Consider the following 15,539-nt stretch of genomic DNA (forward strand, 5'->3'; position numbering starts at 1 on the left):
ACCTCCAAATTGAAAAATAATCCATTGGTGAAATTTATTTCAATCCCGCCAATCAGAGCGGTTGAGTGTCGGGTGGGGGAGCGATGTCTCAGGCCAGTGTCAAGCAGAACAGAGCGGAGGATGCCGACATTGTCGCACGTGCCGCCTGGATGCACTTTGTTGGTGGGTTGACCCAGAACGAAGTTGCAAAGCGTCTTGGCGTGCCGACCACGCGCGCCCATCGTCACATCGCCCGCGCACAGACGCTGGGCATGGTGCGGATCACCGTGGATGTCGCGGAAACCGGTTGCCTTGCTCTTGAGAGCCGTCTGGCAGAACGGTTCAATCTGTCGACCTGCCGCGTTGCAATGGACATACCGGGGCAGGAGGCCTTGCCGCTGCGCGCATTGGCGTCTGCCGGGTCAGACTGGTTTGCCAAGGTGCTTGACCGGGGCGCGCATCAGGTCATTGGCATCGGTCAGGGGCGGACGCTGGCTGCGACGGTGGATGCTTTGGCTGATCGGGAGCGGGCAACCCGCACCAGTTTCGTGTCGCTGCTTGGCGGGCTGACCCGGTCCTTCGCGGCGGCCCCCTACGACGTGATACATATGCTGTCCCAACGCACGGGCGCGGATGCCTGGCTGATGCCGGTGCCGCTCTATGTGGACAGTGAGGCAGACCGCACCGTGATGATGTCCCAGACCATGCTGCGGGAGATTTCAGAGCGGATGGCGCAGGCCACCCTTGCGGTTGTCGGCATCGGCGATCTGGAAAGCGGCTATGGCGCGATATCCGCGATGGAGGATGGGGCCGCGGCTTGCAAAACGCTTGCCGAAGCGGGGGCCGTCGCCGAAGTGCTGGGGCAGTTCCTGCAAGCCGATGGCCGCCCGGTTGAGACGCCGTTTGATCGTCGGGTCATGGCGCATCCGTTGAGCGCGCTGCGCGGCAGGGAGGTGGTGGCAATTGCCGGCGGGACGTCCAAGCACCAAGCCATCCGGGGCGCGCTGCGCAGTGGTCTGCTGACCGGGCTGATCACGGATGAAGCCACAGCAAGAGCGCTGGATGAGGATGCAGCGGGATGAGCAAGGACATCCTCATTGGCATTGATGCGGGCACTTCTGTGATCAAGGCGGTTGCCTTTCAGCTTGATGGCACGCGGGCAGGCATCGCAACACGGCGCAACAGCTACACAACCCTGCCGGGGGGCGGGGTGGAGCAGGACATGCAGCGCACCTGGGCCGACACAGCGTCGGTCTTGGCCGATCTGGTGAAGGAGGTGCCCAACCTCAGCAGCCGCGTGATCGGCATTGGTGTGACCGGACAGGGGGACGGGACCTGGCTGATCGATGATGCGGGCGATCCGGTGCATGACGGCTGGTTGTGGCTGGATGCGCGGGCGGCCGATGAAGCGGCGCAGATTGCCAGCGGACCGGGCAAAGACACGATTTATCAGGCCACGGGAACTGGCGTGAACGTCTGCCAGATGCGCAGCCACCTCAAGTGGATGCAAACCCATGCGCCTGACTTGCTGGACCGCGCGGCAACGGCGTTTCATTGCAAGGACTGGCTGCATTTCAAACTGACCAATGTGCGCGCCACTGACCCGACCGAAGGGGTCTTCACCTTCGGCGACTTTCGCACGCGGGACTATTCGGGCGCCGTTCTCGAAGCCTTGGGTCTGGAGAAACAGCGCCATCTTCTCCCGCCCATTCTGGATGGTTCGGCGCAGACCCATCCGCTGTCGGCAGAGGCCTCCGCTGCCACGGGCCTGCCTGAAGGGTTGCCCGTTTCCTTGGGTTATGTGGACATTGCCTGCACGGGGCTGGGGGCTGGGCTTTATGATCCACAGGTGCAGGCGGGCGTCTCGGTGCTGGGCTCCACCGGTGCGCATCTGCGGTTTGTGCGGGATGTCGCAGGCGTCACGCTGAACCCGGAGCGCACGGGCTACACGCTGGCGATGCCCGGTGGCGCTTTGGCGCAGTTTCAGACCAACATGGCGGCAACGCTGAACATCGACTGGATGCTGGGGCTTGCCGCCGACATGATGCGTGCGCAGGGCATTGAACCGGCGCGGGATGCCATACTGGCCGGGCTGGATGCGCAGGTGATGGCCGCGCCCGCCGGTGCTGCGATGTACCACCCCTATATCTCTGCGGCGGGAGAGCGGGGACCCTTCACCGACACATCCGCGCGGGCCAGCTTCACCGGGCTGGATGCGACCACAAGCTGGGGCGGGATGATGCGCGCGGTGTTCGAGAGCCTCGCCCTTGCAACGCGCGATTGCTACGCCGCAATGGGTCCAATGCCTGCCGAAGTCCGGCTGAGCGGCGGTGGCGCGCGGTCCACTGCGTTGCGACAGATGCTGGCAGCGGCGCTGGGCGTGCCCGTGCGCACGGTGGCGCAGGAAGAGGCAGGAGCCGCAGGCGCTGTGATGATCGCCGGGATTGCGCTGGGCGTGTTTGAGGATGCGCAGGCCGCAACAGAGGCTTGGATCAGCCCGCTGTTGCAGGCTCCCGAGCCTCCCGACGCGGCGCTTGCCGACACGTTTGAAACCCTCTTTGAAGCCTACACCACCACACGCGCGGCCCTGTCCCCCGTCTGGGCGGCGCAGGCGCAGATGCGGGAAAAACTGACATGACAACCGAGGTTGCAATCATCGGGGACCGCTTCATGCGGTCGGATTTCTTTGTGGACGCTGTGCAGGCGGCATGCGGCGACCGGGTGGCGTGCCGGACCCTTGATCTGGGGTGGCCGGATGAGCCCATGGCACACAAGGCCGGGCGTGCTGATCTGGCGGGCCTACACGAATACATGGGCGTGCCAGAGGATGTGATCGCCCACGTGGGCACCGCCCCTGTGTTGGTGACGCACCTTGCCCCTCTGTCCCGCACCATGTTCGACGCCATGCCCGCGCTGAAGCTGGTTGCTGTCGCGCGGGGTGGGCCGGTCAATATCGACATGACAGCCGCCGCCGATCACGGTGTCAAAGTGGTGAACGCACCCGGACGCAATGCCTCTGCCGTGGCGGAATTCACCATCGGGGCCATTCTGGCCGAGACGCGCAACATCACCCGTGGTCATGATGCGCTGCGGCGTGGGGTCTACCGTGGTGATCTGTACCGCGCGGATATGGCGGGGGATGAACTGTCAGAGATGACCGTGGGCGTGATCGGTTACGGCGATATCGGCCGCCGGGTGGTGCAGTTGCTGCGCGCTTTTGGCACCCGCGTCCTTGTCACGGATCCTTACGTTGAACTGTCGGCAGAGCATGCCACCGATCCGGACATCACCCAATGTACCCTGGAGACGCTTTTGACCACGTCTGACGTTGTCTCCCTCCACCCGCGCGTGACCGAAGAGACGCGCCATTTGATCAACGCGGATGCCATCGCGGCGATGAAACCCGATGCCATTCTGATCAACACTGCGCGTGGCCCGCTGATGGACTATGATGCGCTCTATCACGCGTTGAGCGCAGGCCATCTGCGCGGTGCCATGCTGGAGACTTTCGCGGTGGAGCCGACGCCGGCGAACCTGCCCCTGCTTAAACTGCCCAACGTGACGCTGACGCCGCATATCGCCGGCGCGTCGCGTACCACCATTCGCATTGCTGCGGCCAAGGTCGCAGCAGAAGTCCAGCGCTGGCTTGACGGCGCGCCACCGCTTAACCCTTGCTGACAGGAGCCCCCATGGACAAAGCAGAAAAAGATCTCAGACAGGCGATCATCGACCAATGCAGGTTCATGAATTCCTCTGGGCTTAATCAGGGGACATCGGGCAATATCTCGGCCCGTTACAAGGACCGGATGCTGATTTCCCCCTCCGCCACACCCTATGACCAACTGACGCCGGAGATGATCGCGTCGATGCCCTTTGACGGGGAATACGGATCCTGGGACGGGCCGCTGAAACCCTCCACCGAATGGCGGTTTCACTTTGATATTCTCAAGAACCGCACGGATATGACGGCGGTGGTGCATGCCCATCCGACCTATTGCACGGCGCTGGCCATGGCCCGCAAGGAGATCCCCGCCGCACATTACATGATCGCGGTTTTCGGCGGCTCCCACGTGCGCTGCGCGCCCTTTGCCTGCTATGGCACTGCGGCCCTGTCCGAACTGGCGATTGAGGCGCTGCAAGACCGCACCGCCTGCCTGCTGGCCAATCACGGCTCCATCGCGATGGGAGAGGATCTGGACAAAGCCATGTGGCGCGCGGTCGAACTGGAGACAATTGCCCGGCAGTATTACCTGTCGCTGTGCATCGGTGGTCCTGTGTTGCTGAATGAGGATGAGATCGCCCAGACCATGGCGGGGTTCGGATCCTACGGCGTGCAGGACGACTACAAGGATGTCGCCGCAGGCACATCCGGCAAGAAGGGCTGAGTGATGGCAGCGCCTGTTGATCTGCTGGTCATCGGTGGGGGCATCAACGGTGTTGGTGTGGCCCGCGATGCGGCAGGTCGGGGGCTGTCTGTGGTGCTGGCCGAAAAGGATGATCTGGGGGAGGGGACGTCTTCGCGGTCCGGCAAATACATTCATGGCGGGCTGCGGTATCTGGAGTACTACGAATTCCGTCTTGTGCGCGAAGCGCTGATCGAACGCGAGGTTGTGCTGTCCGCCGCACCGCATCTGGCGTGGCCCCTGCGGTTGATGCTGGTGCATTCACCTGCGCAGCGGCCCCGATGGCTGATCCGGCTTGGGTTGTTCCTCTATGACCATCTGGGCGGGCGCAAACGCATCCCCGCGACGAAACCCGTGCGGTTGGACCGCGCCCCCGAAGGGCAGATGGTGCGCGATACCTTTCCCAACGGCTTTGCCTACTACGACGTCTGGGTCGATGACGCGCGGCTGGTGGTGCTGAACGCGCTGGATGCCGCACGGCTGGGGGCCGAGGTGCTGACGCGCACGGCCGTCACCTCCGCCCGGCGTGACGGCGATCTGTGGGTCGCGCAGCTGACCCAGTCTGACGGCACGGCGCGAGAGGTCCATGCCCGCGCTATCGTCAACACCGCTGGGCCGTGGGTGGAGCAGGTGCTGGGCAATGTCGCCGGCGTCAATTCCACCAAACGCATCCGGCTGGTCAAAGGCAGCCATATCGTGATGAAGCGCTGGTGGCAGGGCGACCATGGCTATGTCCTGCAAGCGCCTGACAATCGGCTGATCTTCGTGAACCCCTATATGGACGATCTGGCGCTGATCGGCACCACCGACATCCCCTTCGAAGGCGCACCGGAAGAGGTGAAGATCGAAGACCATGAGATCGACTATCTGCTGGGCATCCTGAACACGCATTTCAAAACCGACCTGACGTCGGGTGATCTGGTCTGGTCCTATTCCGGTGTGCGGCCCTTGTTTGACGATGACGCGGCCAAAGGCGCTTCTGCGGTCACGCGGGACTACACGTTTGAGCTGGATGGCGGGCAGCCGGGCCGCGCGCCGATCCTGTCGGCATTTGGTGGCAAGCTGACCACCTATCGCAAGCTGTCCGAAGCCGCACTGCGCAAGCTGGAGACTACCTTTCCCCAAATGGGCCGACCCTGGACGGCGGACGCGCCTTTGCCGGGCGGTAATCTGCTGAATGCGGATTTTGACACATGGTTTGCCGGGTTCCAGTCCCGCTGGCCGTGGCTGCCGCCCGATCTGGCCCGTCATTACGCCCGCTGTTACGGCACCCGAGCCGATGAGATGTTGAAAGGCGCTGAGGCGCTGGAGGATCTCGGCCCCCGTTTCGGCGGGCTTTTCTACACCCGTGAAGCCGAATGGCTGCGCGCGCAGGAATGGGCGCAGACCGCTGACGACATGCTGTTGCGCCGCACCAAACATGGCGTTTTGATGAGCGCGGCTGAACAGGCCCAGGTGGCCAACTGGATCGCCAGCTAACGGGGGAGGGGCAATGACCAGCGACGCACGCGCATGGCTCTACATCGCGCCGGCGGCTGTATTGCTGCTGTTGGTTGGCGGCATCCCGCTGGCGATCAACGCCTATCATTCGTTCTTCGATATCTTCTCGCTCGAAAACAAATTCTGGGTGGGGGGCGAATGGTATGTCAGCATCCTGACGTCAGAGCGGTTCTACGACAGCCTGATGCGCAGCCTGCTGTTCTCAACCGTGGTGATCTGCGTGCAATTCCCGCTGGGGCTGTTGATTGCCCTGTCCCTGCCGCGCGGCGGCTGGGTGCGGTCGCTGGGGCTGATCCTGTTGGCCGTGCCCTTGGTGGTGCCCTGGAACATGATCCCCGCCATCTGGCTGAGCCTGATCAACCCTGAGACAGGGGCCATCGGTCAGCTGATCACCGCCTTCGACATCCCCTTTGATTACAAGTTCAACCCGGTGCACACATGGCTCCTGCTGGTGGTGATGGATACCTGGCATTGGGTCGGGCTGGTGGCGATCCTTGCGTGCTCTGGCCTTGCAGGCATCGCGCCTGCCTACTACCAGGCCGCCGCCATCGACCGTGCCAGCCGCTGGCAGGTGTTCCGGTTCATTGAATTGCCCAAACTCACGGGGGCCCTGACCATGGCGCTGCTGCTGCGGTTCATGGACAGTTTCATGATCTACACCGAAGCCTTCGGCATCAATGCAGGCGGGCCAAGCGGGGCGACCACCTTCCTGTCCCTTGATCTGGGGGAAGAGATCAAGGCCTTCAACTACGGTCCCGCTGCTGCCCGGTCGGTGATCTATTTCGCCATCACGCTGCTGATCGTGCACGCCTTCTGGCGGTTGCTCTCCGCCCGGCGCGAGGACGCGGGATGACCCTCAAGCGCATCTTGGGGACCTTTGGATTTCTGGCGCTGACGGTGTTTATCCTGCTGCCGCTGGTGCAGGTGATCGTGCTGAGCTTTCTGTCTACGCTGCACCATGAGACGGCTCCCAAAGGCAGCCTGACGCTGCTGAACTACGCCAACATCTTCCGCACGGACCGGCTGGTGGCGTCGTTCCTCAACTCCACCATCTACGTCTCTCTCAACGTGGCCCTCACGCTGATCGTCGCCTTGCCTGCCGCCTATGCCTTCGCCCGGTTCCCGTTCCGTGGCGCCCGTGCGACGTTCTTTGCGCTGCTGGCCTTTCGCGTCACGCCACCTGTGGTGCTGTCGCTGCCGGCCTTCCTGCTTTTTGCGCAGATCGACATGCTGAACACCCCCGTCGGCGTGGCACTGGCCCATTGCGTGTTCAACGTGCCGATTGCCATCTGGATACTCGAAAGTTTCATCAGGGGCGTGCCGAAAGAGCTGGACGAAACAGCCTTCCTTGATGGGTATTCCACGCCCGGTTTCATCATCAAACACCTGATCCCGGTGATTGCGCCGGGCATCGGCGCGGCGGCTTTCTTCTGCTTCATGTTCTCCTGGGTAGAAGTCGTCTTTGCCCGCACGCTGACCATCACCGATGGCAAACCGATCACCACAGCCATCTCCAGCCTCTTTGGGTTTCAGACCGACATCGGGCTGGTCATGGCCATGACCAGCCTGTCGCTGGTACCGGGGCTGGTGATGATCTGGTTTGTCCGCAACCACCTGTCGCGGGGGTTCACGGTGCGGGTCTGAAGGGAGGCGCAGAGGGGCGGGTGCTTCAGAAATCCACTTCAATCGCCTTGCCGGTTTCGATGGCCAGATCGACCACAGCAGACGCAACGGCGAGGTCTTGCAGACCCACACCTGTGCCATCAAACAACGTGATCTGATCGGCAGAGGTCCGACCCGGATGGGTGCCGTTGATGACAGCGCCCAGTTGCGCCACATCCGTCTCCTTGATCAGCCCGGCGGCAATGGCGTGTTGCGCTTCGCCGATGGAGATGGATTGCGCGACTTCATCGGTGAACACAGTTGCGCGAACCAGCAGTTCGGCCTCGACCTCTTGCTTGCCTTTGGTGTCGGTGCCCATGCAGGCGATGTGGGTGCCGGGGGAGACATGGTCAGCCATCAACGACGGCGCAAAGGCGGAGGTGATTGAGATGATCACGTCTGCCTCTACCATGCCGGGCAGGTCGACAGCCTCAAACGGCAGGCCAGCCTCTGTTGCGACTTTCTCAATGTTGGGCAGCATGTCAGGGTGATAGTTCCAGCCGATCACCTTTTCGAAATCGCGCTGCTCCAAAGCGGCGCTCAGTTGGAAGGTGGCCTGGTGGCCGGCACCGATCATGCCGATGACCTTGGCGTCGTCACGCGCGAGGTGTTTGATGGAAACCGACGAGGCCGCAGCGGTGCGCAGGGCGGTCAGAAGGTTGCCACCCACCATGGCTTTGACCATGCCGGTGTCGGGATCAAACAGGAACACGGTGGACTGGTGATTGATCAGGCCACGCTTTTCGAGGTTGTTTGGCCAGTACCCCCCGGCCTTGAGACCCAAGGTCAGCCCCGCCTGATCGAACCCGCCTTTGAAGCCATACAGCGCATCTTCGTGGCCAATGGCTTCGCGGATGACGGGGAAGTTGTAGGCGTCTCCGGCGGCCATGGCGGCAAAGACCTTTTCGACCGCGTCAAAGGAGGCTTCACGGGTGATCAGGTCAGCGATTTCGCGTTCGGGGACGATGTACATTTTGGGATTCCGATGTGGTGTTTGGAGGGAAGGGTGCGCGTGTACCGCGCACCACGTTGATTTTAATACGCTTTGCCGCGGGCGGACACAGGCCACAACGTCTCAACCTTGCCGCCGCGCACGCCGACGTACCAATCGTGCACATTGGCGGTGGGGTCACAGTGACCGGGCACCAGCTTGAGCTTGTCGTTGACCTTCAGCACCCCTTCGGGGTCCATGACCACACCATGCTCATCCGAGCATTTGACGTATTCCACATCCGTGCGCCCAAAGATCACCGGCAGACCGCTGTCGATGGATTGCGCCTTGAGGCCCGCATCCACAATCGCCTTGTCCGCCTTGGCGTGGGACATCACGGAGGTCAACAGGAAGAACGCGTTCTCCCACTCGCCCTGATCAATCCGCTTGCCGTCCTTGTCGAGGATGCGGCCATAATCCGCGTCCATGAAGGCGTAGGAGCCACACTGCAGCTCATTGAACACGCCGGAGTTGCTTTCAAAGTAATAGGAGCCCGTGCCGCCGCCGCCGACGATGTCGCATTCAATGCCGTCTGCTGCCAGCGTGTCCACCGCGTCACGCACCATGGCGATGGCGATGTCGATCTTGGCTTTGCGGTCCTCATAGCTGTCCATGTGCTGCATCGCGCCCTGATAGGCTTGCAGACCGGCGAACTTGAGACCTTCAGCGGCGTCGATGGCTTTGGCGATCTCGACCACCTCGGGCGTGGTGGTCACACCGCAACGGCCCGCGCCGCAGTCGATCTCCACCAGACATTCGATCTGGGTGCCGTGCTTTTGCGCAGCAGCTGACAGATCCGCCACATTGGCCACGTCATCCACACAGCAGATCGTCCGCGCGCCCAGCTTGGGCATCCGCGCCAGACGGTCGATTTTCTCGGGCTGACGCACCTGATTGGAGACCAGAACGTCCTTGATGCCGCCACGGGCGAACACCTCCGCTTCAGACACCTTCTGGCAGCACACGCCGCAGGCACCGCCCAACTCAACCTGCAGCTTGGCCACGTCGACGGACTTGTGCATCTTGCCATGCACCCGGTGGCGCATGCCGTGGGCCTTGGCGTAATCGCCCATCTTCTTGATGTTGCGCTCCAGCGCGTCCAGATCGAGCACGAGGGAAGGTGTCTGGATATCCGCTTCGTCCATGCCGGGCAGGGCAGGGACGTCGAAACCGACTTCGAGACCTTCAAATTTTGACTGTACGTTCATGGTCTTATCTCCCTTCAAAGAGTCCAAGGCAGTTTGTCGAGGTCGACATTCCCGCCCGTGATGATGATGCCGACGCGCTTGCCTGCGAACCGGTCCTTGTTTTTCAGAATCGTGGCGAGTGGGACGGAGGAGCTGGCCTCCATCACGACGCGCAGGTGTTTCCAGGTCAGTTTCATCGCGTCGATGATCTCTTCCTCAGACGCGGTGATGATGTCCGTCACGTGGTTGGAAACAAAATGCCATGTCAGGTCCTTGAGCGGCACCAGCAACCCGTCCGCGATGGTCTTGGGCGCGTCATCGGCAATGATGTAACCCGCCTTGAAGCTGCGGTAGGCGTCATCGGCCTGTTCCGGCTCTGCCGCGATGATCTGCGCCTCTGGTGCCAGATGCGAGAGCGTCAGGCAGGTGCCGGAGATCATGCCGCCGCCGCCAATGGGGGCCATGACGATGTCGAGGCCGTCTGTCTGTTCCATAAACTCCCGCGCGCAAGTGCCTTGGCCGGCGATCACACGCGGATCGTTGTAGGGGTGCACGAAATCACCGCCCGTGCGCGCCTGTACCTCGGCGAAAGTCGCTTCGCGGGAGGTGGTGGAGGGCTCACATTCGGTGATTTGCCCGCCATAGCGCCGCACGGTGTCCTTCTTGGCCTGTGGGGCCGTGGTGGGCATGACCACGTTGCACGGAATGCCGCGGCGGCTGGCCGCGTAGCTGAGGCAGGAGGCGTGGTTGCCCGACGAATGCGTGGCCACACCCAGTTTGGCCTTCTCATCGCTGAGCCCGAACACCGCATTGGTGGCCCCGCGCACTTTGAACGCACCCGGTTCCTGAAAGTTCTCGCATTTGAAGAACAGCTCTGCGCCCGTCAGTTCATTGAGGTAGGCAGAGGTCCGGACAGGCGTGCGGTTGATATAGGGTTCAATCCGCGCATGCGCTTCCAGCATGTCGTCAAACGTCGGGATATACATCGGGTTGCCGAGCATTATGCAGCATCCTTCAGTGTTGTGGCGGGGTTGGCACGGTAGAACTCCTGTGCCGCCGCCACGCCGGAGCCGAGTTTGATGTCCAGACCCAGATCAGCCATGCACATCTCTGCTGTGGCGATGCCCGAAAGCGTCATCACATCTGTCAGGCTGCCAAGGTGACCGATACGGAAGACTTTGCCCGCAACCTCACCCAGACCCACGCCAAAGGCCACGCCATAAGTCTCGGCCGCGTGGGTGACGATGTCAGTGGCGTTGAAGCCATCGGGCGTGCGGATCGCGCTGACGGTGTCGGAATAGACCTCAGGGGAGGCGGCGCAGAGCTCAAGCCCCCAGGCGTCGACAGCGGCGCGTACACCTGTGGCAATGCGGGTGTGGCGGGCGAAGACGTTCTCCAACCCTTCCTTCAGCAGCATGTCACAAGCCATGTTCAACCCGTTCAGCAGACCCACGGCAGGCGTGTAGGGGTAGGCGTTGTTGTCATAGCCCTTGGCCATGTCGTGCACGTCAAAGAAGGTGCGGGGCAGGGTGCCTGTCTTGGTGGCCTGCATCGCCTTGTCGCTGAAGCCCACGATGGCGAGCCCGGCAGAAAGCATAAAACCCTTCTGAGAGCCGGTCACGGCAACATCCACGCCCCACTCGTCGAAACGGAAGTCCATGGAGCCGATGGAGGACACGCCATCGACAAACAGCAGGGCAGGGTGGCCTGCGGCATCCAGTGCGGTACGCACGGCGGCGATGTCGGATTTCACGCCCGTGGCGGTTTCATTATGCGTGGCCAGCACCGCTTTGATCTGGTGGCTTTTGTCGGCGGTCAGGATTTCCTCATAGCGGTGCGCAGGCAGGCCTTCGCCCCAGGGGGTTTCCACGATTTCGACGTCCAAGGCGTGACGCTGGCACATGTCGATCCAACGATGGGAGAACATGCCGCTGCGGGCCGCCAAAATCTTGTCACCCGCGCTGAGGCAATTGGTCAGCGCTGTTTCCCAGCCGCCGGTGCCGGTGGAGGGGAAGATGAACACTTCCGCGCTGCCGCTTTTCAGGATCTCCTGAACGCCCGCCCGTGCCGGATGCAGGATCTGACCAAACAGAGGCGAGCGATGGTCGATGGTTGGCATGTCGCAGGCTTTGCGCAGGGCCTCGGGGATGTTGGTGGGGCCCGGAATGAAAACGGGGTTCTGAAAGCTCATGATCCATCTCCTTGGTGATGTTGAGGTCTGTATAAGGGGCCGTTCCTATGCTGTATATTTTTTTGAAATCGTTTTTCAGAAGTGAGAAATGTAGAAAAATATAGCATTGTCATGGGTTTATATTTTTCATATTGTGAATTGATATTTCATTTACGTTTAGAGGACTCCGATGGAATCACCTGATACCGCTGACGAAAGCCCCCGCCGCGCGCGGGGCCGGCCCCGCGGCTGGGACGACAAGACTGCGCAAAACACCATCAAATCGCTGGACCGCGCGATGCAGGTGTTTGAGTTCCTGAGCGAAGCGCAGGGCAAGGCGCTGAGCACCATCGCCGCCGAGATGAAGCAGTCCCCCGCGACCGTCTACCGTATTCTGGTGACGCTTGAAGGCCGGGGATTGGTGGAGTTCGACCCTGTTGAACAAGTCTGGCACATCGGCCCGCAGGCCTTTGTCATTGGCGCGCGGTTCCTGCGCCGCACCAGCCTCGTGGACCGCGCCCGCCCCGTCATGCGCAAGCTGATGGAGCAGACCGGAGAGACAGCAAATCTGGGGGTGGAGAAGGAAGGGTTCGTACTGTTTCTCAGTCAGGTGGAAACCCACGCCACCATCCGCGCGTTCTTTCCCCCCGGTACGCTGTCGCCCATGCACGCATCGGGTATCGGCAAGGCCTTGCTGGCAGAGATGGACGATGCACGGTTGCAGCGCACGCTGGAAGGGCGGGTGCTGGAAGCCTTCACCGACCACACGATCACCGATTTCGCAGCGCTCCGCGACGATCTGGCAGCCGTGCGGGCGCGGGGATTCTCAATCGACGGTGAGGAAAAGAACCTTGGCATGCGGTGTATCGCGGCCCCGGTGTTCGATGTCGCCGGAGAGGCGGTTGCAGGCATTTCCGTGTCCGGCCCGGTCAGCCGCGTCAGCGCAGAGGATACTGACCGGTTGAGCCGTTTCGTTGTGGCAGCGGCAGAGGATCTATCGCTGGCGATTGGCGGAAAAGGGCGGGCGACGGTCATGCGCTGACCAATTGATGCGGATCAATCCCTCAGGGCTGGTGAACGGTAGCCTGAGCCATCTCAGCCACGAGGACCGACAATGGCAACATCTGACACAGCCGACCCGCCAGGAGAGACCCCGCAGGAAGCGCCGATGCCGGTTGATCCCGGTGAAGCGCCGCTTGCTCCGGAAAGCCCGCAACCGATGGATCCAACCCGCGATCCCCAAACGCCTGAAATCCCGCAGACCACACCGCCAGCAGAAGACCCGCCGCCCGATCCGTTTGATGACGGGAATTTCCCGGTCTAGCGTGCCGCGTAGCGGGAAAGCGCAAAGGAAGGCATGATGCGCCTTGCTGTCGTGAGTGCCGGCCTGATTTTTGCGGTGGTGTCAGGGCTTGCGCTGTGGCGGGCGTGGAACCACCGGGCAGACCGGGCCGAGATGGCGCGTCTGTCTGCGCTGCAACCCTCAGACCCTGTACCATTCAGATATGACATGATTGCCGGTTTGCCGGAACCAGCACAGCGGTTTTTCCGGTTTTCGATTGCCGAGGGCACGCCGCTTTTGCCTGTTGTGACCATACGGATGCACGGGCGGTTCAGCATCGGCAACAAGGACGCGCCCAACGACTTGGCGATGCAGGCAACCCAGATACTGGCTGCACCTGAGGGTTTTATCTGGAAAGTGAAAGCGGGCGCCGGTGTCATGCGTCTGTCAGGATCTGACAGCGCCAAATGGACCCGGTTCTGGATTGGATCAATCTGGCCCGTTGCACGACGTGGTGGGGATGCAGACCACAGGCGCGCGGCCTTTGGGCGCTATGTGGCTGAGGCGGTGTTCTGGTCTCCGGCTGCGGTCCTGCCCGGCCCGAATGTCAGATGGCAGGCGGTTGATGAAGACACGGCGCGGGTGACAGTCCACCATGCTGATCTGACGCAAAGTGTTGATCTGACGGTGTCGAAGGAGGGTCAGCCAACCCAGATTGTCTTCGACCGCTGGAGCGATGCAAACCCAAGAAAGACCTACCAATTCCAGCCTTTCGGTGGGACCTTTTCAGCATTTCAGGACTTTCAGGGTTACCGGCTCCCGACGCGGGTGGCGGCCGGAAACTTCTTTGGAACGGATGAGTATTTCGCATTCTACCACGCTGAGGTGGATGAGATTTCATTTCCGGCGCGATCACCCTGATGCGCGGCCTGCGCGACTGACCTAGGCGCCTTCATTGATTTTTCTCAAGGGTCCTCCGTGCGATCCGGACCAATGTGACCAAGTCACTGACCTGTCCGGTGGGCTGCCGTATGTCTGCGGCCAACCTCAGAATGGAGAACCAAATGACACAGTATCCCATACGCATGGATGTTCATCCCGACGTCGCGCCTTTCTTTGATCCCCAGACCAATACAATCAGCTATGTGGTGAAAGACCCCAACTCGACCGCCTGCGCGGTGATCGACTCCGTCATGGACATTGATGTTGCGGCAGGGCGGATCACCTATGAGCACGCAGATGAGATCGTCGCCCATATTGAGGCGCAGGGCCTGAAACTTGAGTGGCTGATCGAAAGCCATGTCCATGCCGACCACCTGTCGGCTGCGCCCTACATCCAGTCGAAGCTGGGCGGCAGGATCGGGATCGGGGAGAAGATCACCATCGTGCAGGATACCTTCGGCAAGGTGTTCAACGAAGGCACCGAGTTCCAGCGAGACGGGTCGCAGTTTGACCAGTTGTTCAAGGACGGCGACACCTACCAGATCGGTGGAATGCAAGGGTTTGCGATCCACACACCGGGTCATACGCCGGCATGTATGGTGCATGTGATCGGGAACGCGGCCTTCGTGGGTGATACGCTGTTCATGCCGGACGGCGGTTCAGCGCGGGCGGATTTTCCCGGTGGCGATGCAGGAGAATTGTACGATTCCATTCAGAAAGTGCTGGCGTTGCCCGATGAGATGCGGCTGTTCATGTGCCATGATTACGGCCCCGGCGGGCGTGAGATCATGTGGGAAACCACGGTCGCTGCTGAGAAGGAAAGCAACATCCATGTGGGCCAGGGCAAGACCCGCGCGGAATTCATCGCATTCCGCGAGGCGCGGGATGCGACATTGGATGTGCCCAAGCTGATCCTGCCCTCGCTTCAGGTCAACATGCGCGCGGGTGACATTCCCAAAGCTGACAACGGCAAGCCGATGCTCAAGCTGCCCGTCAATGCGCTGTGATGGACACCCGTTGGAGAGACATGATGGACCTTCGCATGCTTTCAGACCAGTTTCTGGTCGCCCCTCAGATCAGCAAGGCCGATCTTGCCTTGGTCAAGGCCAAGGGCATCCGGTCGGTGATTTGCAACAGACCGGATGGGGAGGAGGCCGATCAACCCACGTTTGAGGAGATGTCCGTCACCGCGAAACATCTGGGGCTGCACATGCGGCACATCCCGGTTTCCGGCGGGACGGTGCAGGATGCGGATGTGGCGCTGTTCAAAGACGCGCTGGGTGATCTGCCCAAACCGATCCTTGCCTACTGCCGCTCTGGCACCCGTCCGCCACGCTGTGGTCTTTGGCGCAAGCCAAGGCGATGCCCTTGGCCGATATCCTGCGGGCAACGCAGCAGGCCGGATATGACATGATAGAGGTCT

16 protein-coding genes are annotated in these 15,539 nt (G+C 61.7%); 12 read left to right on the forward strand and 4 right to left on the reverse strand.

Features of this window, described 5'->3' with window-relative positions:
* Positions 1 to 83 precede the first annotated feature (83 nt).
* From Q1A91_RS15035 to Q1A91_RS15065, 7 genes are read left to right on the forward strand one after another with little or no spacing between them, the layout of a single operon-like run.
* The gene (locus tag Q1A91_RS15035; protein WP_299879020.1) at positions 84 to 1,061 is read left to right on the forward strand and encodes a sugar-binding transcriptional regulator; all 978 of its coding nucleotides are present in this window, start codon (positions 84 to 86) and stop codon (positions 1,059 to 1,061) included.
* The gene (locus tag Q1A91_RS15040) at positions 1,058 to 2,617 is read left to right on the forward strand and encodes an FGGY-family carbohydrate kinase (protein ID WP_299879023.1); all 1,560 of its coding nucleotides are present in this window, start codon (positions 1,058 to 1,060) and stop codon (positions 2,615 to 2,617) included. The genes Q1A91_RS15035 and Q1A91_RS15040 overlap by 4 nt, the downstream gene beginning before the upstream one ends.
* Positions 2,614 to 3,657 (forward strand): 2-hydroxyacid dehydrogenase, encoded by a 1,044-nt coding sequence (locus Q1A91_RS15045; protein WP_299879026.1) that lies wholly within the window; start codon positions 2,614 to 2,616, stop codon positions 3,655 to 3,657. Before Q1A91_RS15040 ends, Q1A91_RS15045 begins: the two co-directional genes overlap by 4 nt.
* Before the next feature lie 11 nt (positions 3,658 to 3,668).
* Entirely contained in the window at positions 3,669 to 4,364 is a 696-nt protein-coding gene (locus Q1A91_RS15050; protein WP_299879029.1) for a class II aldolase/adducin family protein, read from the forward strand.
* 3 nt (positions 4,365 to 4,367) lie between these two features.
* Positions 4,368 to 5,861, forward strand: coding sequence for a glycerol-3-phosphate dehydrogenase (locus Q1A91_RS15055; protein ID WP_299879032.1), 1,494 nt, complete (start codon positions 4,368 to 4,370; stop codon positions 5,859 to 5,861).
* Between the two features lie 13 nt (positions 5,862 to 5,874).
* A complete protein-coding gene (locus Q1A91_RS15060; protein ID WP_299879036.1) occupies positions 5,875 to 6,735 on the forward strand; it encodes a carbohydrate ABC transporter permease in 861 nt (286 codons plus the stop codon).
* On the forward strand, positions 6,732 to 7,526 hold the full coding sequence (locus Q1A91_RS15065; RefSeq protein ID WP_299879039.1) for a carbohydrate ABC transporter permease: 795 nt from the start codon (positions 6,732 to 6,734) through the stop codon (positions 7,524 to 7,526). The genes Q1A91_RS15060 and Q1A91_RS15065 overlap by 4 nt, the downstream gene beginning before the upstream one ends.
* A gap of 25 nt (positions 7,527 to 7,551) precedes the next feature.
* Here Q1A91_RS15065 and bhcD read toward each other — a convergent pair whose 3' ends face one another.
* The 4 genes from bhcD to bhcA form a co-directional block, all read right to left on the reverse strand.
* Entirely contained in the window at positions 7,552 to 8,517 is a 966-nt protein-coding gene (gene bhcD / locus Q1A91_RS15070; RefSeq protein WP_299879043.1) for an iminosuccinate reductase BhcD, read from the reverse strand.
* A 62-nt stretch (positions 8,518 to 8,579) separates the two neighbouring features.
* Positions 8,580 to 9,743: a 3-hydroxy-D-aspartate aldolase BhcC gene (bhcC, locus tag Q1A91_RS15075; protein WP_299879046.1), complete on the reverse strand. Its 1,164-nt coding sequence runs from the start codon at positions 9,741 to 9,743 to the stop codon at positions 8,580 to 8,582.
* A gap of 14 nt (positions 9,744 to 9,757) precedes the next feature.
* Complete coding sequence (bhcB, locus tag Q1A91_RS15080; RefSeq protein ID WP_299879479.1) at positions 9,758 to 10,708, reverse strand: beta-hydroxyaspartate dehydratase BhcB; 951 nt, start codon at positions 10,706 to 10,708, stop codon at positions 9,758 to 9,760.
* Between the two features lie 14 nt (positions 10,709 to 10,722).
* Entirely contained in the window at positions 10,723 to 11,913 is a 1,191-nt protein-coding gene (gene bhcA / locus Q1A91_RS15085) for an L-aspartate--glyoxylate aminotransferase BhcA (protein WP_299879049.1), read from the reverse strand.
* Positions 11,914 to 12,082: 169 nt separating this feature from the next.
* On the opposite strand from bhcA, the gene bhcR reads away from it, so the two are divergent.
* The 5 genes from bhcR (at position 12,083) to Q1A91_RS15110 (ending at position 15,530) form a co-directional block, all read left to right on the forward strand.
* The gene (gene bhcR, locus Q1A91_RS15090) at positions 12,083 to 12,934 is read left to right on the forward strand and encodes an HTH-type transcriptional regulator BhcR (protein WP_299879052.1); all 852 of its coding nucleotides are present in this window, start codon (positions 12,083 to 12,085) and stop codon (positions 12,932 to 12,934) included.
* Positions 12,935 to 13,006: 72 nt separating this feature from the next.
* A complete protein-coding gene (locus tag Q1A91_RS15095) occupies positions 13,007 to 13,216 on the forward strand; it encodes a hypothetical protein (RefSeq protein WP_299879055.1) in 210 nt (69 codons plus the stop codon).
* Between the two features lie 36 nt (positions 13,217 to 13,252).
* Entirely contained in the window at positions 13,253 to 14,095 is an 843-nt protein-coding gene (locus Q1A91_RS15100; RefSeq protein ID WP_299879059.1) for a DUF6544 family protein, read from the forward strand.
* A gap of 143 nt (positions 14,096 to 14,238) precedes the next feature.
* Positions 14,239 to 15,123, forward strand: a complete 885-nt coding sequence (locus tag Q1A91_RS15105; RefSeq protein WP_299879060.1) for an MBL fold metallo-hydrolase — start codon at positions 14,239 to 14,241, stop codon at positions 15,121 to 15,123.
* 35 nt (positions 15,124 to 15,158) lie between these two features.
* On the forward strand, positions 15,159 to 15,530 hold the full coding sequence (locus Q1A91_RS15110) for a TIGR01244 family sulfur transferase (RefSeq protein ID WP_299879063.1): 372 nt from the start codon (positions 15,159 to 15,161) through the stop codon (positions 15,528 to 15,530).
* Positions 15,531 to 15,539 lie beyond the last annotated feature (9 nt).

This window comes from uncultured Sulfitobacter sp., assembly GCF_947500075.1.
Taxonomy (GTDB): domain Bacteria; phylum Pseudomonadota; class Alphaproteobacteria; order Rhodobacterales; family Rhodobacteraceae; genus Sulfitobacter.